The following is a 22,633-nucleotide window of genomic DNA, read 5'->3' as shown; positions in this document are numbered from 1 at the left end:
CTCACGTCACCACGTCGGGCGCCGTCCGGCCGGTGTGGCGCACGATGCCGGCCACGGCGTCAGCCGCCGCGATCAGGTCGGCCAGCATGGCGGGCGTTTCGCGGTCTAGATCACCGCCGGCGGGCTCGTAGCGTTCCAGATAGACGCGCAGCGTCGCGCCTTCGGTGCCGGTGCCGGACAGGCGGAACACGATGCGCGAACCGCCTTCGAACAGCACGCGCAACCCCTGGTTGGCGCTGGTCGAGCCATCGACCGGATCGAGGTACGAGAAGCTGTCGGCCTGCGCGACGGTGAGCGGGCCGAAATGGTGGCCCGGCAGCGTCGCCAGCTTGCCCTGCAATTCCGCGATCAGCGCGTCGGCGATATCGGTCGGCAAGGCTTCGTAATCGTGCCGCGCGTAATAGTTGCGGCCATAGTGCGCCCAGTGTTCGCGCGCCAGCTGGTCCACGCTGATGCCGCGCACGGCCAGGATGTTGAGCCAGAGCAGCACCGCCCACAGCCCGTCCTTTTCGCGCACATGGTCCGATCCGGTGCCGGCGCTTTCCTCGCCACAGATCGTCGCCATGCCGGCATCGAGCAGGTTGCCGAAGAACTTCCAGCCGGTGGGCGTCTCGAAGCAGGGCACGCCCAGCGCTTCCGCCACGCGGTCTGCCGCCGCGCTGGTGGGCATGGAGCGGGCGATGCCTTTCAGCCCCGCGCTGTAGCCCGGCGCCAGATGTGCGTTGGCCGCCAGCATCGCCAGCGAATCCGACGGCGTGACGAAGCGTCCGCGCCCCACGATCAGGTTGCGATCGCCATCGCCGTCCGACGCCGCGCCGAAATCGGGCGCATCGGGGGCGAACATCTGATCGAACAGCGCCTTGGCGTGGACCATGTTCGGATCGGGATGATGCCCGCCGAAATCGGGTAGCGGCGTGCCGTTGCGCACGGTGCCGGCCGGAAAGCCCAGCCGGTTTTCGAGGATTTCGATCGCATAGGGGCCGGTCACCGCGCTCATCGCGTCGAACGCCATGGTAAAGCCGCTGGCCACGGCCTGCCGGATCGCGCCGAAATCGAACAGCGTTTCCATGAGATCGGCATAATCGGCCACGGGATCGATGATCGACACGATCGTATCGGCCACCGCGCTGGAACCGCAGGTGTCGAGATCAACGTCTTCGGCATCCACCGTCAGCCAGCGGTCGATCACTTGCGTGCGGGCATAGACCGCCTCGGTCACGCTTTCGGGCGCGGGGCCGCCGTTGGCGGTGTTGTACTTGATCCCGAAATCCTCGTCCGGGCCGCCGGGGTTGTGGCTGGCCGACAGGATCAGGCCGCCCGATGCCTCGTACTTGCGGATGACGTGGCTGGCGGCGGGGGTCGAAAGGATCCCGCCCTTGCCCACCAGCACGCGGCCATAGCCGTTGGCGGCGGCGATGCGGATCGCCTGCTGGATCACGGTGCGGTTGTGGTAGCGCCCGTCCCCGCCGATCACCAGCGTGGCGCCGGGCGCGGGCTGCACCACGTCGAACACCGCCTGGATGAAGTTTTCCGCATAGTTGGGCTGGGCGAAGACCTTCACTTTCTTGCGCAGGCCGGACGTTCCCGGCTTCTGTCCGGCATAGGGCGAACTCGGAACGGTAACGGTCATCGGTCCTCCGCGATCAGTTCGGAATAGAGGTCGGCATAGGCCTTGCCGCTGCGGCTCCATGAGAAATCCGCTTTCATGCCATTGCGTTGCAGGCTCTGCCACAGGTCTGGCTGGCGGTGCAGCGCGGCGGCGCGGCTGATCGCCTCGGTCAGCGCCTGCCAGTGGACGCCGGTGAACTGGATGCCCGTGGCGACGCCGGCATTGGTGGCGGCAAGGTTGGCGTCGATCACCGTATCGGCCAGCCCGCCGGTGCGCGCCACCACCGGCACGCAGCCATAGGCGAGGCCATAGAGCTGGGTCAGGCCGCACGGCTCGAAGCGGCTGGGCACGAGAATCGCGTCGCCCCCCGCCTGCATCCGGTGCGACAACGCCTCGTCATAGCCGATGCGCACGGCGACGCGGCCGGGATGGCGCGCGGCGGCCTGGTGGAAGCCCGTTTCCAGCGCCGCATCGCCCGACCCCAGCAGGGCGAGGCGCCCGCCGATGCCGACGAGATGGTCGATCGCTTGGAGCAGGACGTCCATGCCCTTCTGCCAGGTGAGCCGGCTGATCACCACGAACAGCGGACCATCGCCGGGTTCCAGCGCGAACTCCTGCTCCAGCGCCCGTTTGTTGGCGGCGCGCTTTGCCAGCGTGCGAGCGCTGAAATTCGCCTTGAGCGCGGGATCTGCCTGCGGGTTCCATTGGTCCGTATCGATGCCGTTGACGATGCCGCGCACCCGATCGCCCCGGCTGACGATCAGCCCTTCCAGACCCATGCCGAATTCGGGCAGGCGGATTTCGCGCGCGTATGTGGGGCTGACGGTGGTGACCGCGCTGGCCGCTTCCATCCCGGCCTTTAGGAAGCCGACGCCGCCGTGATACTCCACGCCGTCCACCGCCCAGGCCTGGTGCGGCAGGCCGAGCAGCGGGAACAGATCGCCGGCGAAATAGCCCTGGAACGCCATGTTGTGAATGGTCATCACCGAAGGCAGGGCCTTGCCGCCGAACGGCGCGAACCGCAGGTAGGCAAGCGCCATGCCGGCCTGCCAGTCATGCGCGTGAACCAGGTCGAAGCCGTGCCTCTTCACCGCGCCGCCGGCGATGTCGGCCGCCGCGCGCCCGAACGCGGCATAGCGCCGCCAGTTGTCGCCCCAGTCGTAGCCGAAGGGATCGACATAGGGGCCGCCTTCGCGCTGGAAGAGGCGCGGCGCGTCCAGCACCAGCAGCGGATGATCGCCCAGCTTGCCGGCCAGCAGCCGCGCCGGCTCCCCCAGCAGGGAATCCCAGGTGTGGATGGCCTTTGCCTTGCCAAGCGCCTTCAACACCGCCGGATAGCCCGGCAGCAGCGTGGTCATCTCCACGCCATGCGGGGCCAATGCATCGGGTAGCGCGCCGGCCACATCGGCCAGACCGCCGGTCTTCACCAGCGGCACGGCTTCGGAGGTGACGGACAGGACGCGAATCGTCATGCGAGGCGCTCTATCATGTCCTTGGTGATCAGGCAGACGCCGTTGTCGGTGCGGCGGAAGCGGCGTGCGTCGAGTTCGGGATCCTCGCCGACGACCAGTCCTTCGGGAATGCGCACGCCCGAATCGAGGATCACGCGGCTGAGCCGCGCACCGCGCCCGATGTTGCAATAGGGCAGGATCACCGCTTCCTCGCACGACGAGAAGCTCCCCATCTTCACGCCCGTGAACAGCAGGCTGCGCCGCGCCAGCGCGCCCGAAACGATGCAGTCCTGCGAGATCAGCGAGGAGATCGCCATGCCGCGCCGCCCTTCCTCGTCGTGCACGAACTTGGCGGGCGCGGCGATGATCTGGTCGGTCCAGATCGGCCAGTCGCGATCGTACATGTTCAGCTTGGGCACGGTGTCGGTCAGGTCGAGATTGGCTTCGAAATAGGCGTCCAGCGTGCCCACGTCGCGCCAGTATTCCTCGATCTCCTCCGCCGCGCGGATGCAGCTGGCGGTGAAGCGGTGAGCCACGGCCTTCCCGTGCTTCACGATGTAGGGGATGATGTCGTTGCCGAAATCGCGCTGCGAATCCGGGGTTTCGGCATCGCGGCGCAACTGGTCGAACAGGAACTTCGTCTCGAACACGTAGATGCCCATGGAGGCGAGCGAGAAACCGGGGTTGCCGGGAATGCCGGGCGGGTCCTTCGGCTTTTCGACGAAGGCGGTGATCGCGTCGTTTTCGTCCACCGCCATCACGCCGAAACCGGTGGCGTCCTTGCGCGGCACGACAAGGCAGCCGATCGTGACGTCCGCGCCCGAGTTGACGTGCTGGCGCAGCATCATCTCGTAGTCCATCTTGTAGATGTGGTCGCCGGCCAGGATGACCATGTATTTCGGCGCGTGCGCCTGGATGATGTCGATGTTCTGGTAAACCGCGTCGGCGGTGCCTTCGTACCACAGCATTTCCGAGATGCGCTGCGAAGCGGGCAGGATGTCGAAGCTTTCGTTGCGTTCGGGGCGCATGAAGTTCCACGCGCGCTGCATGTGGCGGATCAGCGAATGCGCCTTGTACTGCGTGGCCACGCCGATGCGGCGGATGCCTGAATTGATCGCGTTGGACAGGGCGAAATCGATGATGCGGCTCATCCCGCCGAAATAGACCGCCGGCTTGGCGCGGTTATCGGTCAGTTCGCGAAGGCGGCTGCCGCGCCCCCCGGCCAGCACATAGGCCATCGCATCGCGCGCCAGCGGCTGCCCGTATGTTTCCCGTGCCATGTCCTCTGCCCCTTTCTGTTCAGCCTTCGTATTCGAAATAGAGTGTCGCCAGCGGCGGCAGCACCACCAGCGCCGCGCCGTCGTGCGCGGTGATGTGGCCCATGTTGCCCCGGCCGCTGCCGCCATAGACGGCGGCGTCGCTGTTCAGCACCTCGCGCCAGGCGCCATCGTGCGGCAGCGGCAGGCGGTAGTGATCGTGGACGGCGGGCGTCATGTTGCAGACCACGGCCACCGGCTTCTGCCCCGGCGCCTTGCGCAGCCAGGCGAAGACCGAGGCGAGCGCATCGTCCACGACCAGCCAGGAAAAGCCTTCCGCTTCGCAATCGCGCGCGTGCAGGGCCGGGGTGGACGTGTAGGCACGGTTGATGTCGCGCACCCAGCGGCGGACGCCCTCGTGCGCGGGCGCTTCCAGCAGCTCCCAGTCGAGCGAACGCGCCTCGCTCCATTCGCGGCGCTGGGCGAATTCCTGCCCCATGAACAGCAGCTTCTTGCCGGGATAGCCCCACATCATTCCGTAGTAGGCGCGCAGCGAGGCGAACTTCTGCCAGTCGTCCCCGCTCATCTTGGTCAGCAGCGATCCCTTGCCGTGGACCACCTCGTCATGGCTCAGCGGCAGCACGAAATTCTCGCTGAAGGCATAGACCAGGCCGAAGGTGATCTCGTCGTGATGGTAGCGGCGGTGGACCGGCTCGCGCGCCATGTACTGCAGTGTATCGTGCATGAAGCCCATGTTCCACTTGAACCCGAAGCCCAGGCTGGTGGCGCCGAGGCCGCCATCGCCCACCGGCAGCGTCACCCCCGGCCAGGCGGTCGATTCCTCGGCCACGGTCACGAAGCCGGGATGGCTGCCATAGACCGCCTTGTTCATCTTCTGGAGGAAGGCCACCGCTTCCCAGTTCTCGCGCCCGCCCTGCTCGTTGGGAATCCATTCCCCGGCCTCGCGCGAATAATCGCGGTAGAGCATCGAGGCGACCGCATCCACGCGCAGCCCGTCGACATGGTACTGTTCCGCCCAGAACAGCGCGTTGTTGACCAGGAAGCTGGACACTTCGCGCCGCCCGAAGTTGTAGATCGCGGTGTTCCAGTCGGGATGGAAACCCAGCCGCGGGTCTTCGTGCTCGTACAGCGCGGTGCCGTCGAACCGGGCAAGGCCGTGCTCGTCGGTGGGGAAGTGCGCCGGCACCCAGTCGATCAGCACGGACACGCCCGCGCGGTGCGCGCCATCGACGAAGCGGGCGAAGCCGTCCGGCCCGCCGAAGCGCGCGGATGGCGCGTAGAGGCCGGTCGTCTGGTAGCCCCAGCTCGGGTCATAGGGATGTTCGCTGACCGGCAGGAACTCGATGTGGGTAAAGCCCATGTCGACGACATAGGGGATCAGCAGGTCGGCCAGTTCATCCCAGGTGTGGAACGCGTCCTCGCCGGGCTTGCGCCACGATCCGGGATGAACCTCGTAGATCGACATCGGTTCGCGCCGGGCATCGACCGAGGCCCAGTGCGCGCGGTGCGCGGCATCGCCCCAATCAGGCTTGGCCGGACGCGCGGTAAGCGAGGCCGTTTTCGGCCGCATTTCCGACGCGAAGGCGAAGGGGTCGGCCTTCAGCGGCTGGACCTTTCCGGTCGGGCCGACGATGCGGTACTTGTAGGCCTGGCCCGGCCCCACATCGGGCACGAAGATCTCCCACACGCCGATGTCCGCGCGCTTGCGCATGGGGTGGCGGCGGTGATCCCAGTCGTTGAAATCGCCGACTACGGCAACATGCCGGGCATTGGGCGCCCAGACCGCGAAATGCACGCCGGGCACGCCTTCGTGCTCGATGCAGTGCGCGCCCATCTTGTCGAACAGGCGGAAATGGGTGCCTTCGTTGATCAGGAAATCGTCCAGCGGCCCCAGCACCGGGCCGAACGAGAACGCATCGGTCACCCACCATTCGTGCGTGCCGGCCTTGCAGCGGTACTTGACCGGCTGCGCCTTGCCCGTCACCGCGCCTTCGAACAGACCGCGCCCGTCCACGCGTTCCAGCGTGCCGAGCTTGCGGCCTTTCAGCGAACAGGCGGTCACCTCTTCCGCACCGGGCAGGAAGGCGCGGGCGAACGCGCCTTCCGGACCCTGATGCACTCCCAGAAGCGAAAACGGATCGGCGTGCGTCCCGCTGAGCAGGGCTTCGATGGCGCGCGCCGATGGCTTCATGATGCTCCTCAGACTCCCCAGATCTCGCGGGCATATTCGGCGATCGTCCGGTCGGACGAGAACCAGCCTACGTTGGCAATGTTGCGGATTGCCGCCGCCCGCCAGCCGGCCGGGTCTTCCCAGCGTCGATCCACCGCGCGCTGCGCAGCGGCGTAGCTGTCGAAATCGGCCGCGACCATGAACCAGTCGCTGTCGTAGAGGCCGCCCATCAGGCCGGCGTAGCGCTCCGGATCGTCGGGGGAGAACACGCCGGTGGCGATGGCAGACACCGCCTGCTGCAATTCGCGCGAACCCTCGATCACCTCGCGCGGGTTGTAGCCCTGCGCGCGCTTGGCCAGCACTTCCTCCGCCGTCAGGCCGAAGATGACGATGTTGTCGTCGCCGACGCGATCCTTGATCTCGATGTTCGCACCATCGAGTGTGCCGATGGTCAGCGCGCCGTTCAGCGCGAACTTCATGTTGCCGGTGCCCGATGCTTCCATGCCGGCGGTGGAGATCTGTTCGGAAAGGTCCGCCGCCGGAATCAGCCGTTCCGCCAGCGAAACGTTGTAGTTGGGCACGAACACCACCTTGAGCAGCCCGCCCACGGCCGGATCGGAATTGACGCGCCGGGCGATGTCGTTGGCCAGTTTGATGATCAGCTTCGCATTGTGATAGCTCGACGCCGCCTTGCCGCCGAAGATCTTTACGCGCGGAACCCAGTCGCGTTCCGGGTGGCTGCGGATTTCGTCGTAGAGCGCCACCGTCTCGATCAGGTTCAGCAACTGGCGCTTGTATTCGTGGATGCGCTTGATGTGGACGTCGAACAGTGCATCGGGATCGAGCCGGACGCCGGTGATCGCCTTGATGTGCGTGGCCAGCGCCACCTTGTTCGACCGTTTCACTTCCGCGATGCGCTCGCCCAGCAGCTTGTCGTCCGCCAGCGCGTTCAGTTCGACCAGCTTTTCCGCGTCATCGAGGAAGCCGTCGCCGATGGCGTCCTTCAGCACGGAGACCAGGCCGGGGTTGCATTGCTGCAGCCAGCGGCGCGGGGTGACGCCGTTGGTCTTGTTGTTGATGCGATCGGGATAGAGCTTGTGCAGGTCGGAAAAGACCGTGCTCTTCATCAGTTCGGTGTGCAGCGCGGCCACGCCGTTGACGCTGTGCGCGCCGCTGAAGGCAAGGTTCGCCATGCGCACGCGCCGTTCGCCGCCTTCGTCGATCAGGCTGATCGCCGAAATCGCGCCATCGTCCAGCCCGGCCTTGCGCGCTTCGCGCAGCACGCGCGAATTGATGGCGTAGATGATCTGCATGTGGCGCGGCAGCAACCGTTCGAACAGCGGCAGCGGCCAGGATTCGAGCGCTTCGGGCAGCAGCGTGTGGTTGGTGTAGCCGACCGTACGCTTGGTGACGTCCCACGCCTCGTTGAATTCAAGCCCGTGTTCGTCGAGTAGCAGGCGCATGATTTCCGCGACCGCAACGGCGGGGTGCGTATCGTTGAGCTGGATCGCCGCCTTGTCGGGCAGGGTGCGCACGTCGCCGTTGTATTGCGCGTGGCGGCGCACGATGTCCTGGATCGAGGCGGAGGTGAAGAAGAACTCCTGCCGCAGCCGCAGTTCCTGCCCGGCGGCGGTGGAATCGGCGGGGTACAGCACGCGCACCAGCGCATCGGCGCGGGCTTCTTCCACCAGCGCACCGACGTGGTCGCCGGCGTTGAACCGGTCCAGCCGGATCGGATCGAGCGCGGCGGCGGTCCACAGGCGCAGGGTGTTCACGCGCTTGCCCTTGTACCCCACCACCGGCGTGTCGATGGCATAGGCTTCGATCTGTTCGGCCGGTTTCCACACCACGCCCTCGCCATCGTCGACGACCTCGCCGCCGAAGCCGATGCGGTACGAGCTTTCGCGCCGGTCGAACTCCCAGGGGTTGCCGTGGCTCAGCCAGGTTTCCGGCAGCTCGACCTGCCAGCCATCGTCGATGCGCTGGCGGAACATGCCGTTCTTGTAGCGGATGCCGTAGCCGTAGGCCGGGATGTCGAGGCTGGCGAGGCTTTCCATGAAGCACGCGGCCAGCCGGCCAAGGCCACCGTTGCCCAGCGCCGCGTCCGGCTCCAGATCTTCCAGCGCGGCCAGGTCCAGACCGTGTTCGCGCAGCGCCTTTTCCATGTCGCGCGTCATGCCCATGTTGGACAGCGCGTCACGCAGCAAGCGGCCGATCAGGAATTCGAGGCTGAGATAATAGACCCGCTTGCCGCTTTCGGCATAGGTCTTGCGGGTCGATTCCATCCAGCGGTCGATCACGTGGTCGCGCAGCGTGAGCACGGTGGCGGTGAACCAGTCGTGCGGCTTGGCGGCGCGTTCGTCCTTGCCGACGCGATGGCGCAGCACATCGATGATATGGGCGTCGATCTCGGCAGCCGTGGAAGTGATCTCGAGGCTCATGGAACAAGCTCCACCCTGAAGGCCCGGCCGACCGGCATGACGCAAACGTCCGTCCGACCGGGCATGTTATCCTGGCCTTTCTCTGACACCGGCCCCCCGACCGACTTGCGCCGGAGCACGCCCGTTCCGGATTGCCTCCGGTTTTCGCCGTGCCGCCCGGGGTGCCTCCCCCGCAGGAGGCTCTCCCGAATCGATGGGTATGACAGAGGAGCGCGGTTCGACAAGGCGCGATAATGCTGCGGTGCAAAAAATTGAGCCATTGTGGCGCGTGCAAGACCGGGTCCGGCCGTGGCGCAGCGCTTCGCTTTCATGCCCCCACTCCCGTTCGGGCCGGCGGCGATGCCGGCGCGGATCTTGTCGTCATGATCCCCCTACGCGGCCGCATGGGCGATGTCTGCCCATGCGGCGCGGGAAATACGTCTGCGCGCGTTCAGCGGATGTCGACGCGCAGCCCCGCCCAGACCGTGCGCGGCGTGCCAAGATCGATCGAACCGGCGGCTTTGCGGGTCACGATCTCGGCATCGGTCAGGTTCTCCCCGCGCAGGATCAGGCTGAACGGCCCCGCCAGTGGCACGCGGACGAAGGCGTCCAGTGTCGTCGCGGCTTTCAGCGTGTCGGTCTGGAGATCGTCCTCGTATTGCGCGCCGACATGGCGCAGCGTCATCGCCAGCGTCCAGCGCGGGGCGGGCTGCCATGACAGCGTGCCGCTGGCGGCGATCTTCGGCGTCTGCGCGGGGCGCAGCCCATTGAGCGCGAATGCCGCGCCGCTAGCTTCGACCTTGGCGTCGGTGAGTGCCAGCGATCCGTCGAACGCGAACTGCCCCAGCTTGACCGACGTGCCCAGCTCCAGCCCGCGCGCGCGGATGGCATCGACGTTCTGGCGCTGGCGGGTGTTGGTGGCGACCGTGACGTTGGCGATGGCGTGCTCCACCCGGTCCTGGAAGGCGGTAAACGTGAAGGTCACGGCCGGAATCGGGTTGAAATCGAAGCCGGCCTGATAGCCGACCAGCCGTTCGTTGCGCAGGCCGGGGTTGGCCTGTGTCACGATGGGAAACACGGTGAAGGTGCGATAGAGTTCGTTCAGCGTCGGCTGGCGCAGCCCGGTGTAGGCAGCGGCGCGCAGGGCAAGGCCATGGCCCGCATGGATCACCGCGCCGCCCCGGAAACTGCCGGTCCATCCCGCGCGGTCGGCATACGTCGCAGTGCCGGTGACCACGCCCGCCGCGTTGCTGGTGACGAGATGCCCGTCGGCAATGGTCCAGCGGTCCGCCCGTGCCCCGGCGGTGAGGATCACCGGGCCAAGCGTCCAGTCGTCTTCGGCGAACAGCCCGACATCGCTGTTGCGCCCGCCGGCGCGGCGACGCGCGGTGACCGCGCCGGTCGTGGCGTTATAAGCATCCTCGATCCCTTCGCCCGATGCCACGCGCCAGTCCGTGCCCAGCCGCAGCACGTGCGCGCCGCCCACCGGCGGGCGCAGTTCGGCCTTGCCGCCCCATCCGGTTGTGGGGGTGCGGCGCTGGTCCAGCGTCTTGCGATAGCTGGTGGAGCTGATGGCGATATTGTTGAAATCGCGCGCCTGAACGTAGGTGAGGACATCGAACTGCCAGCGCCCCCGCCCGATCAGGCGCAGGCTGGCGTCCTGCCCGCTCGATCCCGTGTCCGCGCCAGCGAAGCGGAGGGTGCGGTTGTCCTCGAAGGCCAGCAGGCGGACTTGAAGCTCGGTATCGGGACCGACCGGCGCGACGCCGCGGATGCCGGCCGACCAGCTTTCGTACCGCGCCCGCACGCTGGCGGGCACGCGCTGCGCCACCGGGGTGGTCCAGAAGCCCTGGCCGCGATCCCAGCGACCGCTGACGACGACGAAGCCCTGACCCAGCTTCGGCGCGAAGGTGCCGGATGTTTCCGTCTCGCCCCGATCGTTGGCCAGCGCGCTGGCGCTGACGAGGCCGAGCTGATCGGCATTCGCGCTGCTCAGTTCGATCGTGCCCGCCACCGCGCCCGCACCGAACGCGCCCGCGCCGCCCCCGCGTGTGACACGCGCCGAGGCCAGCCGCTCGGGCGCGATGGCGCTCAACGGGATATAGCCGAAAAACGGGTCCGCCATCGGTACGCCATCGAGCAGGACGAGCGTGCGGCTGGTGGCGTTGCCGCCGAGCGCGCGCAGCGTGACCCCTTGCGATGACGGGTTGGACGAGCGGCTGTCGGAGCGGCGGAACTGCTGGAAGCCCGCAGCCGAGGACAGCGCGTCCTCGATCCGGCCCGATGCCGCGAGCAGCAGCTTCTCGCGGTCGATCTGCTGGACGTCGTAGGCTGCGGTGGCGGGCGCATCGATCAGTCCGCGACCGGTGACGACGATCGCCTGCGCCGGACCTTGCGACGCATCGGCGGGTGCCTCCTGCGCCTGGGCGATGGTTGGCAGGAGTGCGGCAAGCGGCAAGGCAAGGGCAGGGCGGGCAAACGGCCGCATGGGCGAACTCAACTCCTCTTGGTTCCGGGAACCGGCCGGACGAAGGCCTCCCGGGGCACCGGGAAAGGCGCGTCGGCACGCCTAGCCGAATGCGGGCGTTTCGCCAGCCGGATTCGCGCTGCGGAGGGCATTTTGCGGGCGCCTGCGGCCCGCTCTGGCATGGTGCGGTGCGGAAACTTCCACTCACTAGGGCGAGTCGCGGCGGTTGAGCATTCGGCAAATGACGTATGTTGAATGCTCTATCTCATAATACTCTTTTGCCAGATCGTAACACTGTGCGAGGAAATATGTCCGCTCAAAGGCTAACCCATGTCGAGCCCGATGTCGTTGCTCGGATGGCGTCGGTGATCCACTGCCAGAAGCCCGAAGTGATCCAAGCGAACTTCGGAATCGGCCTGAATACGTGGGTTAAGCTGCGGGAAGGAAAGGCGATTCGCCATTCCGTCGCGATCCGGCTGCTCCAGCGCCTGCAGCGTGATCATCTGATCTGAATCTCCGCGCGATCGGGCATTTTTGTGCCCGTTCCCGATTTCGTACAATCGTCCTGAATCTGTTCGGGAGGGGTTGAGTTCATCGCGTTTGCGATGCACAATCCAAAATGGCGCAACACACAATGCCCGGCGCCTGGGGTCGATAAAGTACAATGTCCGATGCGTTGGGGAGGGGGCCGGCGCATAATGCCGTGTCCCCTGACAGATCAGGAACTGCCATACCGCCGTTCAGGGTGAGGGACCTTTGAACGCGATGCCGCATCGCCTGCCGTCCGGAGCTGACGCTGCTTGGCGTGGGCCGCGGTCACGCGCGAGCGCTTGGTCATTCCTGCAGGGCGGACACTTCCCCGCACCCCGCGCTGTGGCGCTGGCGGTTTGCGCGCTGGCCGCGGTCGCGCTCATCGTCGGGGCCGAGCTTTTCGAGAACGGTTCGACGCTGTTTCACGTCCTCGCGGCGCTGGCCGTGCTGTGCCTTGCCGGCGTTGCGGTTCTGGGCTGGCGCAGCGGCAGGGTTTCCGCGCCCGTCAACAGCCCGGTCGACACCGTTCCGGAACTGGTGGACCTGCTGCGCGACAAGGAAGCCGCCGAGGCCGCCAATGCGGCCAAGAGCCGCTATCTGGCCAATGTCAGCCATGAAATCCGCTCTCCACTGAACGCGATCTATGGCTACGCCCAGCTCGTGGAGCATGAAGCGGGGGTCGACCCGCAGGAAGCGGCCCGCGTCATCCGGCGCAGCGCCGAACACCTCACCAATCTTGTCGAGGGGCTGCTGGACATCTCGCTGGTCGAAAACGGCGTGTTGCGGGTGAACAGCGAAGTGGTGCGGCTGCCGGCGCTGATCGACCAGATCGTGTCGATGTTCCGGCCGTCGGCGGCGGTGAAGGGCCTGGCCTTCCGCTGCGAACTGCCCGAACGGCTGCCGGAATTCGTGCGGACCGATCAGAAGCGCCTGCGGCAGGTGCTGATCAACCTGCTGTCGAACGCGATCAAGTTCACCGAGACCGGGACCGTGACCCTGCGCGTGGCATGGTCCGGGCAGACGGCGGTGTTCGAGGTGATCGACACCGGGCCGGGCATCGCCGAGGCGGACCGCGAGCGCATCTTCACCCGCTACGAGCGCGCTGGCGAGAGCGGCCGGCCGCAGGATGGCGCGGGTCTGGGCCTGGCGATCACCCGCGCGATTCTCCAGATCCTGGGCGGGACGCTGGAACTTGACAGCACCCCGGGGCAGGGATCGTGCTTCCGCGTGCGGCTGATGCTGGGGCATGTCGCCGGCTATCGCGAAACCTCCGCAGCGGAGCGGCGGGTGATCGGCTACGAGGGGCACCGCCGTTCGGTGCTGGTGACCGATGACGACCCGGAACAGCGCGCATTGATGCGCCGGGTTCTCGAAGGCATCGGGTTCGAGGTGACATTGGCCCCCGACGGGGCCACCGCGCTGGCGCTGAGCGATGCGCGCGCGTTCGATCTCGTTCTGCTCGATGTGTCCATGCCCGGCCTGTCCGGGTGGGAAGTGGCGGCGCGTCTGCGGCGCACGCGGGATCACGCGATGGGCGTCATCATGCTCTCGGCCAACGCCCATGAACGCCACGGGCCAGACACCGGCGCGCGCGATCACGACCTGTTTCTGGTGAAGCCGATCGAGTTCGGGGCGCTGGTCGATGCGATCGGCGCGCGCCTGAAGCTGGAGTGGATATACGAGGGGGATGCCCCGGCGGAGGTGGGCGGCTCTCCCGCGCTGCCGCTGTCGGAAGCGGCGCGCGAACATGTTGAAAAGTTGCGCGAACTGCTGCGGATCGGGCATGTAAGGGGCATGGAAGCCGAAATTAGGAAGCTTGAGGCGGCTCAGCCGGACGCGCGCGAACTGGTCGAGGCGCTGTACAACTGTCTGGATCGGTTCGACTTGTCGGGTCTCGCCAAGACCCTTGAGGGCCTCTGACATGGATCAGCGGCCGATTCGTCGTGACACCGTGCTCGTCGTCGATGACGAAGCGGATTCGCTGCGCCTGCTGACCGATACGCTGGAAGCGGGCGGGATCACCGTGCTGGTGGCGACATCGGGCGCGGCGGCGCTGGACCTGCTGGGCCACGTTGTGCCCGATCTGGTGCTGATGGACGCGGTGATGCCCGGCATGGATGGTTTCGAGACCACCGCGCGCATCAAGGCCAATCCCAAAACCGCGCACGTGCCCGTGATCTTCATGACCGGGCTGACCGAGAGTGAACACGTCATCGAAGGGTTCGAGGTGGGCGGCGTGGACTATGTCCGCAAGCCGGTGAACGTGCACGAACTGTTGGCGCGCGTGCGCGTCCACATGGGCCACGCGCGCGCGGTCCAGGCCAGCACGACCGGACTGGATGCCACCGGCCGCCTGATGATGGCCACCGACACGCGTGGCTTCCTGCTGTGGTGTACGCCCATGGCGGAACAGGCGATCAACCGTGTCGAACCCGGCTGGAGCAAGGAGGACGCGCAATTGCCCGTTGCCTTGCGCAGCACGGTGGAGCGGCTGCTGACGCGCAAGGATGCGCGCGGCGCCTCGGTCCGCTTGGAGCAGGGTGACAGCGCGCTGGAACTGGTGCTGGTGGCCCAGTACCGCGAAAACGAGGTGCTGATCCGCCTGAACGAACTGAACCCGCAGGTCGATGTGGCCCGGTTGCAGGCGCGGCTGGGGCTGACCGATCGCGAGGCGGAAGTGCTGCTGTGGATCAGCTATGGCAAGTCCAACAACGTGATCAGCGATGTGCTGTCGATCAGCCCGCGCACGGTGCAGAAGCATCTGGAGCGCATCTACGAAAAGCTGGGCGTGGAAACCCGCGCGGCCGCGGCGGCGATCGCGATCAAGAGCATTGGCCAGTAGCCGGGGGCCGGCCCTTGCCCCGGCTCTGAAGACGATTGCGCCGCTTGCAAATTCTTACTCTACGCGTTCGTCATTGCGAGCGTAGCGAAGCAACCCGGAGCGGCTTGAGCGTGGCTCTGGATTGCTTCGTCGACTGCGTCTCCTCGCAATGACGATGGTGAGTTTGCAAGAAAGCATAAACGCCTTTTTGAAACAGCGCCGGATCGCAAGGGAAAACACGATCGCGATCCGGCCCTGCCTTGCCCGTCGGCCTGTCGGGACCCAGGGTAGTCCGGCGGCAGTCCAGCGGGTGATCCCCGCGTCCGGCAGGCTTGGCGTGGTGGTCGCGCCGGATCATGCGCCGGTCCGCGAGACCTGAAAGCGGCGATCCGCCCCTGGGGCAGCGGCGCTTTCCACAACACCAATTCCTGCGAACGCTTTTATGCTTTTCAATCGCGCCCGGTCTCGAACCGGCCGCGATGGCAACCCTGTGCGGGATAGAAAACCAAGCTATGCAGCGATGTCCGGATCGACAAGGGGAGCGTGCAAAAATCCGTCATAGCCGGTTTCCGCCAACCTTGCCCGCGCAACGACGCTCGTCCATCAGGGGCGTGGGAGAAGCGCGCTATGATGACCATGCAGGCCCTTGAGGTATCCACGCTGACGCCTGATCTGACCGGCCTTGGCATCGTCGCCAGGCCCGTTCCCGAACCGGGCGACGGGCAGGTGCTGGTCCGGATCGAGGCGGCGGCGCTGGGTTTTCCCGACCTGCTGATGACGCGCGGCGGCTATCAGGCGAAGCCGCCGTTGCCGTTCGTGCCGGGCATGGAGGCGGCGGGGACGGTGGTGGCCGTGGGCTCGGGCGCGGAATGGGAGGAGGGCGCACGGGTCATCGTTGGCGGTTTGACCGGGGGGTGCGCGCAATTCGGCGTCCACGCCACCGATGCGATCGTGCCGATGCCCGATGCGCTGTCGTTCCCCGAAGCGGCCGCGTTGCGGGCGGCTTATCTTACGGCCTGGGTCGCCCTGGTACGGTGCGGAGCGGCGCAGCCGGGGCAATGGGTGCTGATCCACGGCGCGGCCGGCGGGGTGGGGCTGGCCGCGGTCGATCTGGCGCGCGCGCTAGGGCTGCGGGTGATCGCCGTCGCCTCCAGCGAGGAAAAGCGCCGGCGCATCGCCGACCTCTATGCGCCGGAGCATGTGCTCGCCGGCCCGGTCGGCTTTCGCGAGGCCGTGCTCGACATCACCGGCGGACGCGGCGCCGACCTTGTCTATGATCCGGTCGGGGGCGATGCGTTCGACGAATCGACGCGCTGCATTGCGTTCGGCGGCCGCCTGCTGGTGGTCGGGTTCGCCAGTGGCCGGATTCCGGACATCCGTGCCAACATTCCGCTGATCAAGGGCTTTTCGGTGGTGGGGGTGCGCGCCGGGGAGTTCGGACGCCGCTTTCCCGATCTCGGGCAGGAAAACGTGGCGGCCATCGTCAGGCTGGCCGGAGAAGGACGCATTCGCCCGCATGTTCACGCTGCGCTTGCGCTGTCGCGCTGGCGCGAGGCCTTCGAGGCGATGGAAACCCGCACGGTCATCGGACGCACGGTGCTGTTGCCGCACGCGGATTGATTCCGCGAGGCAGGAATGGGCGCAAAAAAAGGGCCGCTCCGTTGCCGGGCGGCCCTGAATAGTTTGGGAGAGGATGCCTGAAAGGCCCGCCCTATGTGCGTTTCAGACCGTTTCAGCGCAAGTGCGAAAGTTAACGGAACGATTGCGTTTTTTGCACTTATCGGCGCCGAAATGCAGGCATTTCCCGGAATGGCGCGGCGAAAAAAGCGTTAAAACATGGCGTTCATTCGTATGCGCCAATTGTGGCCCACGCGGTCCGGTGCGGCCGATGCAATTCTGAAACGGAACACTTCGCGGCTTTTCGCGCGGGGTTTCGCACCTGCAGGCACGACATGCGGCGAGGCATTGCCATGCCCCGACTCAATTGCTATGAAATATAACATATTGGGAGAGTCGCTCATGATCTTCGAACGTTTGAACCCCCTGACGGGCGCGGTCGCCTCCACTGCGGAAGCCATGAAAGCGGGCGATATTCCCGCCATAGCGGCGAAGGCCGGCGCGGCTTGCCCGGCATGGGCGGCGATGGGGCCGAATGCCCGGCGCGCGGTGCTGATGAAAGCCGCCGCCGCGCTCGAGGCACGCAAGGATGCGTTCGTCGAGGCGATGATGGGCGAGATCGGCGCCACCGCCGGCTGGGCGATGTTCAACCTCGGTCTTGCCGCCAGCATGGTGCGCGAGGCGGCAGCGCTGACCACGCAGATCGCCGGCGAGGTAATTCCGTCGGACAAGCCCGGCTGCCTGTCGATGGCGCTGCGCGAGCCGGTGGGCGTGATCCTGGGCATCGCGCCGTGGAATGCGCCGATCATCCTGGGCGTGCGCGCCATCGCCGTGCCGCTCGCCTGCGGCAACGCCGTGATCCTGAAGGCCAGCGAGACCTGCCCGCGCACGCACGCGCTGATTATCGAGGCTTTTGCCGAGGCTGGCTTCCCCGATGGCGTGGTCAACGTGGTGACCAACACGCCGGCGGATGCGGCCGAGGTGGTGGGCGCGCTGATCGATGCGCCGGAAGTGAAGCGCATCAACTTCACCGGTTCTACCGCGGTCGGCAAGATCATCGCCAAGCGCGCGGCCGAACATCTCAAGCCTTGCCTGCTCGAACTGGGTGGCAAGGCTCCCCTGCTGGTGCTGGAAGACGCCGATCTGGACGAGGCGGTGAAGGCGGCCGCGTTCGGCGCGTTCATGAACCAGGGCCAGATCTGCATGTCGACGGAGCGGATCATCGTGGTCGATGCCGTGGCGGACGAATTCGCGCGCCGCTTCCGCGATAAGGTCGCCGCCATGCCGGTGGGCGATCCGCGCCAGGGCACCACGCCGCTGGGCGCGGTGGTCGATGCCAGGACCGTCGCGCATTGCCGCACGCTGATCGACGACGCGCTGGCCCAGGGCGCCGAACTGCTCGTGGGCGGGGAAACCGAACAGGGCGTGCTGATGCCCGCGCATGTGGTCGATGGCGTGACGCAGGACATGAAGCTGTTCCGCGATGAAAGCTTCGGGCCGGTGGTTGGCGTCATCCACGCGCGCGATACCGAACATGCGATCGAACTGGCCAACGACAGCGAATATGGCCTGTCCGCCGCCGTCTTCACCAGGGACATCGCCAAGGGCCTGTCCGTCGCCCGCCGCATCCATTCGGGCATCTGCCACGTCAATGGCCCGACGGTCCACGACGAGGCGCAGATGCCCTTCGGCGGCGTCGGCGCATCGGGATACGGCCGTTTCGGCGGCAAGGCCGGCATCGACAGCTTCACGGAGCTGCGCTGGATCACGGTCGAGACCCAGCCGGGGCACTTCCCGATCTGATTTCCCGAACATTCTTCCGAACATTCCCATCGAAAGGACAAGAACATGGCTGACCAGCCCGCCGTCGAGCGCGCCGAAGAAGATACCGTTGCCTTCACCGTCGAGAACGGCATCGCCTGGGTGAAGTTCAACCGCCCGGAAAAGCGCAATTGCATGAGCCCCAAGCTGAATCGCCAGATGGGCCGCGTGATCGCCGATCTGGAATTCCGCGATGACGTGAAGGTGCTGGTGCTGACCGGCGAGGGCGATGCCTGGTCCGCGGGCATGGACCTCAAGGAATACTTCCGCGAGACCGAGGCGCAGGGCCTCGGAGCGATCCGCAAGTCGCAGCGCGAAGCCTATTCGTGGTGGGAACGCTTGCGCTGGTACGAAAAGCCGACGATCGCGATGATCAACGGCTGGTGCTTCGGCGGCGGCTATGGCCCGCTGTTCGCCTGCGACATCGCGATCGCCGCGGAAGACGCGCAGTTCGGCCTTTCGGAAATCAACTGGGGCATCCTGCCGGGCGGCGGCGCGTCGAAGGTCGCAGCCGATCTCATGCCGCTGCGCAAGGCGATGTACCATGCGATGATGGGCGAGAACCTGACCGGCAAGCAGGCCGCCGAACAGGGCCTGGTGACCGAGGCGGTGCCCGCCGACCAGCTCAAGGCGCGCGTGCTCGAAGTGGCCGAAACGCTGTGCAAGAAGGATGGGCATGCTCTGCGCGCCACCAAGTGGGCGGTGCGCCGCATGACCGAGATGACCTACGACAACGCGCAGGATTACCTGATCCGCGCGCAGGAAGCGCTGCACAACTTCGGCGGCGTGGAAGCGCGCAAGGAAGCGACACGTCAGTTCCTGGACGAAAAGAGCTTCAAGCCCGGCCTCGGCACGTTCGACGCGAGCAAGGTCAAGCGCTGATCCGCTTTCCCGCGGAAGCGATGGACGCCCCGGCCGTTTGCGCGGCCGGGGCGTCCTGCGTTTTGGGCGCAAGAAAAATTGTTGCTTCCGCAACCGGTTGAAGCCAGCGTGCGCGCCCGAAGGAGTCGCTTGTTCATGTCCATCATCCGTACCGCTCTCGTTTCCGCGTCCGCCGTGATGGCGCTGTCCGCGGCTTCGGTTTCCACCTCTGCCAAGGAGGCGACGCATCCGCAGGCCGAAGCGCAGGCGCTTGACCTGTCAATGAAGTCCATCGCGATCCGTTCGGTGCGCGGCGAGGGCAACAAGACCATAGAGGTTGCACGGCTTTACAAGGACACGCTGGTCAAGGCGGGCTGGGCGGACGGCGATATCGAGATCACGCCGGTCGACGACACCGCCTACCTGATCGCCACCTGGAAGGGCAGTGATCCCGCGCTCAAGCCGCTGGTCATTTCCGGGCACATGGACGTGGTCGAGGCCAAGCGCGCCGACTGGGTGCGCGATCCGTTCGGGCCGGTGGTGGAAGACGGCATCCTTTATGGCCGCGGCGCCAGCGACATGAAGTTCAGCGGCGCGCTGGCGCTGGCATCGCTGATCGAACTGCGGCGCGAAGGCTACAAGCCCAGGCGCACGATCATCATCGAATTCTCGGGCGACGAGGAAACGACGATGAAGACCAGCGGCATCATCGCCGAACGCCTCAAGGACGCCGAACTGGTGCTCAACATCGACGGCGGGGGCGGTCTGCTGGACGAAGCGACCGGCAAGCCGTTGCTGTGGACCTGGGACGGCGCCGAAAAGACTTACGGCGATTTCAAGCTGGAAGTGACCAACCCCGGCGGGCACAGCTCCGCGCCGCGCGCCGAAAACGCGATCGTCCAGCTGGCGACCGCGCTGGAACGGATCGGCGCCTACCATTTCACGCCGGAACTCAACCCGCTGACCAAGGCCTTCTTCGAAAGCTCGGCGAAGTTCGATAGCGATCCGAAGATCGCCGCCGCGAAGCGCGCCTTCGCCGCCAACCCCAAGGACGAAGCCGCCATCGCCACGCTGCGTGCCAACCCGGCGACCGTGGGCATGATCGGCACGACCTGCGTGCCCACGATGGTCAACGGCGGTCACGCGCTGAACGCCCTGCCGCAACGCGCCACCGCCAATATCAACTGCCGCATCTTCCCCGGACATCCGCTGCCCGAGATCATGGCGGAACTGGAGAAGGTCGCCGCTTCGCCCGCCGTCAAGTTCTCGGATGTGACCGAGGGATCGGTGGCCACCCCGGCATCGCCGATGCGGCCCGATTTCACCGCGGCGGTGGAGAAGGCGATGGCGAAGGTCTATCCGGGCGTGGCGGTATTCCCCTCGCAATCGTCGGGCGCATCGGATTCGATGTGGTTCCGCCATGTCGGCGTGCCCAGCTATGGCGCCAGCCCGGTGTTCGGGAAGGTGTCGGACGAGTTTTCGCACGGGCTCAACGAGCGCATCCGGCTCAGCAATATCCGCCCCGGCGTGACGTATTACCTGAGCGTGCTGACCGACCTGAGCAAGTAGGCTCCCGCGTCTGGCATCAGGCTGGCCGGGGCGGCACGATCGTATCGAGGAAGCGGCGGGCGATCCCGCTCGCTTCCTCCACCGCAAAGCAGCCGGGTGACAGGCACAGTTCGAGCCACAGGCCGTCGACCAGCGCCGTGACCGCGATGGCGGCGCGGCGCAGTTCGCTGGCGGGAACGCCGCAGCCGGCCAGCAGGCCTTCCAGCCGTTCGCGGAAACCGGCGTACTGTTCGTCGTGCTGGCGGGCGATGTCGGGCCGCGCGGTGACGAGGCCCCAGAACGCGACCCAGGTCGCCAGCAATTGCCGGTCGGCGATGCCCGGTGCGAAGCTGGCGGTGACGAACGCGTCGAGCCGGTCGCGCGCATCCGGTCCGGCCTCGCCCACCGCAGCGTCGAGCGCGCCGGTCACCATGCCGTCGACATGGGCGTAAGTCGCCGCGACCAGCGCATCCACACCGTCGAAGTAATGGTTGACGAGGCCTGGCGAAACGCCCGCCTCCTGCGCGATCGCGCGCACGCTGGCACCGGCGGTGCCGACGCGGCCCAGCACACGCGCGCAGGCTTCGATCAGGCTCTGCCGCCGGGCGTCGGGTTCGGCGCGTTTGAAGGCCGGCTCTTTCATCTTGCGCATTCTACCTTTTGTTGTACGTTCGTTCAACAAGCTGTCGGCGAGACGGATTCGGTGGTGAATTCGGAGCACCGGCGTCTGCGATGTCGTGGGAAACGCGGAGATTGAATCATGGGTGACCTGTCGTCTGCCTTCGAAAGCATTTCGTCCGCGGATGTCGATCCCGACGCCGATTGGAGCCTGCCCGGCTGGCTCTACACCGATCCCGAATATTTCGCGCTGGAAATGGACAAGGTGCTCCGCCCGTCCTGGCAGATCGTGTGCCATGAAAGCGATATTGCGCTCCCCGGCGAATACCGCACGCTGGGATACCTGGGCGAAAGCGTGGTCGCCGTGCGTGGCGACGATGGGCAGATCCGCGCGTTCACCAACGTCTGCCGCCACCGCGCGATGCGGCTGGTCGAAGGCCATGCCGGGTGCGTGAAGAAGTTCGTCTGCCCCTATCACGCCTGGGTGTTCGAAACCGACGGGCGCCTTTCGGGCGTGCCGATGAAATCGGACTATCCGGCGCTGAAGCTGGAAGAGAACGGCCTGGCCCCGGTTTCGGTCGAGGTATGGCGCGGCTTCGTGTTCGTGCGGCTGGAGGACCGGGGCTTCCCGTCCGTCGCGGAAATGATGGCGCCGTTCGAGGAAGAGGTTGCACCCTATCGTTTCGAGGAGATGCGGCGCATTTCCGACGTGCGCCTGCGCGAACGCGCGGTGAACTGGAAGAACGTGGGCGACAACTATTCCGACAACCTGCACATCCCGGTCGCGCATGACGGGCTGACGCGCATCTTCGGCCGCTCCTACGAGATTTCCGACCACGGCTGGGCTGACCGCATGAAGGGCGATCTGGTGGAAAAGCCGTCCGCCAACTTCTGGGAGCGGTTCTACCAGACGCACTTGCCGGACGTGCCGCACCTGCCGCCCGAAAGCCGGCAGCGCTGGCTCTATTACAAGCTCTGGCCGAACATCGCGTTCGATATCTATGCCGACCAGATCGATTTCATGCAGTGGCTGCCCGTATCGCCGACCACGACCGTCCTGCGCGAAATGGCGTTCGCCTTGCCCGATGACCGGCGCGAGATGAAGCTGGTGCGCTATGCCAACTGGCGCGTGAACCGCGTGGTCAACCAGGAGGATACCTGGCTGATCGAGCGCATCCAGAAGGGCATGGCTTCGAAGACCTATGGCGCCGGTCCGATCGGCGCGAGCGAGGTCTGCCTGCGCAGCTTCGCGCGCAAGATCCGCGCGATCGTGCCCGAAGCGCGCCTGCACAAGGCACCGCCGGCAGGGTGGAGCCGGAAGTAAGCAAGGCCCACCCCCGGCCCCTCCCGCACGCGGGAGGGGAGAAAGAAGGGCAACAAGGTTCCCCTCCCGCTTGATGAGGGGTTAGGGGGGGGCATCAC

15 protein-coding genes are annotated in these 22,633 nt (G+C 66.4%); 7 read left to right on the top strand and 8 right to left on the bottom strand.

The annotated features are described in order from the left end of the window. Position 1: 1 nt before the first annotated feature. The 7 genes from F1640_RS07745 to F1640_RS07715 all read right to left on the bottom strand — a co-directional run bounded on the left by F1640_RS07745 (position 2) and on the right by F1640_RS07715 (position 11,897). Entirely contained in the window at positions 2-1,630 is a 1,629-nt protein-coding gene (locus F1640_RS07745; protein WP_194918572.1) for an alpha-D-glucose phosphate-specific phosphoglucomutase, read from the bottom strand. Then, positions 1,627-3,081, bottom strand: a complete 1,455-nt coding sequence (glgA, locus tag F1640_RS07740; protein WP_194918570.1) for a glycogen synthase GlgA — start codon at positions 3,079-3,081, stop codon at positions 1,627-1,629. Before glgA ends, F1640_RS07745 begins: the two co-directional genes overlap by 4 nt. Beyond that, the gene (gene glgC, locus F1640_RS07735) at positions 3,078-4,340 is read right to left on the bottom strand and encodes a glucose-1-phosphate adenylyltransferase (RefSeq protein WP_124809345.1); all 1,263 of its coding nucleotides are present in this window, start codon (positions 4,338-4,340) and stop codon (positions 3,078-3,080) included. The genes glgA and glgC overlap by 4 nt, the downstream gene beginning before the upstream one ends. 19 nt (positions 4,341-4,359) lie before the next feature. After that, complete coding sequence (gene glgB, locus F1640_RS07730; protein ID WP_194918568.1) at positions 4,360-6,528, bottom strand: 1,4-alpha-glucan branching protein GlgB; 2,169 nt, start codon at positions 6,526-6,528, stop codon at positions 4,360-4,362. An 8-nt stretch (positions 6,529-6,536) separates the two neighbouring features. Beyond that, positions 6,537-8,948 carry a glycogen/starch/alpha-glucan phosphorylase gene (locus F1640_RS07725; RefSeq protein WP_194918566.1) on the bottom strand — a complete coding sequence of 804 codons (2,412 nt, stop codon included), beginning with the start codon at positions 8,946-8,948 and terminating at the stop codon, positions 6,537-6,539. Positions 8,949-9,378: 430 nt separating this feature from the next. Further along, on the bottom strand, positions 9,379-11,415 hold the full coding sequence (locus tag F1640_RS07720; protein WP_194918564.1) for a TonB-dependent siderophore receptor: 2,037 nt from the start codon (positions 11,413-11,415) through the stop codon (positions 9,379-9,381). Positions 11,416-11,717: 302 nt separating this feature from the next. Continuing rightward, positions 11,718-11,897, bottom strand: coding sequence for a hypothetical protein (locus tag F1640_RS07715; RefSeq protein WP_194918562.1), 180 nt, complete (start codon positions 11,895-11,897; stop codon positions 11,718-11,720). A 370-nt stretch (positions 11,898-12,267) separates the two neighbouring features. Here F1640_RS07715 and F1640_RS07710 point away from each other — a divergent pair, with 370 nt between their 5' ends. The 6 genes from F1640_RS07710 to F1640_RS07685 all read left to right on the top strand — a co-directional run bounded on the left by F1640_RS07710 (position 12,268) and on the right by F1640_RS07685 (position 20,614). Continuing rightward, positions 12,268-13,845 (top strand): ATP-binding protein, encoded by a 1,578-nt coding sequence (locus tag F1640_RS07710; RefSeq protein ID WP_309229217.1) that lies wholly within the window; start codon positions 12,268-12,270, stop codon positions 13,843-13,845. A 1-nt stretch (position 13,846) separates the two neighbouring features. After that, complete coding sequence (locus tag F1640_RS07705; protein ID WP_194918559.1) at positions 13,847-14,767, top strand: response regulator; 921 nt, start codon at positions 13,847-13,849, stop codon at positions 14,765-14,767. A gap of 615 nt (positions 14,768-15,382) precedes the next feature. After that, positions 15,383-16,366 (top strand): NADPH:quinone oxidoreductase family protein, encoded by a 984-nt coding sequence (locus F1640_RS07700; protein WP_194921259.1) that lies wholly within the window; start codon positions 15,383-15,385, stop codon positions 16,364-16,366. A 399-nt stretch (positions 16,367-16,765) separates the two neighbouring features. After that, the gene (locus F1640_RS07695; protein WP_194918557.1) at positions 16,766-18,166 is read left to right on the top strand and encodes an aldehyde dehydrogenase; all 1,401 of its coding nucleotides are present in this window, start codon (positions 16,766-16,768) and stop codon (positions 18,164-18,166) included. Positions 18,167-18,211: 45 nt separating this feature from the next. Continuing rightward, entirely contained in the window at positions 18,212-19,066 is an 855-nt protein-coding gene (locus tag F1640_RS07690) for a p-hydroxycinnamoyl CoA hydratase/lyase (RefSeq protein ID WP_194918555.1), read from the top strand. Between the two features lie 135 nt (positions 19,067-19,201). Continuing rightward, positions 19,202-20,614: a M20/M25/M40 family metallo-hydrolase gene (locus F1640_RS07685; protein WP_194918554.1), complete on the top strand. Its 1,413-nt coding sequence runs from the start codon at positions 19,202-19,204 to the stop codon at positions 20,612-20,614. A 16-nt stretch (positions 20,615-20,630) separates the two neighbouring features. Here F1640_RS07685 and F1640_RS07680 read toward each other — a convergent pair whose 3' ends face one another. Then, positions 20,631-21,236, bottom strand: coding sequence for a TetR family transcriptional regulator C-terminal domain-containing protein (locus F1640_RS07680; RefSeq protein WP_125954150.1), 606 nt, complete (start codon positions 21,234-21,236; stop codon positions 20,631-20,633). A 117-nt stretch (positions 21,237-21,353) separates the two neighbouring features. Between F1640_RS07680 and F1640_RS07675 the strand changes: the two genes are divergently transcribed. After that, on the top strand, positions 21,354-22,535 hold the full coding sequence (locus F1640_RS07675) for an aromatic ring-hydroxylating dioxygenase subunit alpha (RefSeq protein ID WP_194918553.1): 1,182 nt from the start codon (positions 21,354-21,356) through the stop codon (positions 22,533-22,535). Positions 22,536-22,633 lie beyond the last annotated feature (98 nt).

This window comes from Novosphingobium sp. NBM11 (assembly GCF_015390225.1).
In the GTDB taxonomy this organism is placed as follows: domain Bacteria; phylum Pseudomonadota; class Alphaproteobacteria; order Sphingomonadales; family Sphingomonadaceae; genus Novosphingobium.
This window is presented reverse-complemented; position numbering and strand designations above follow the sequence as displayed.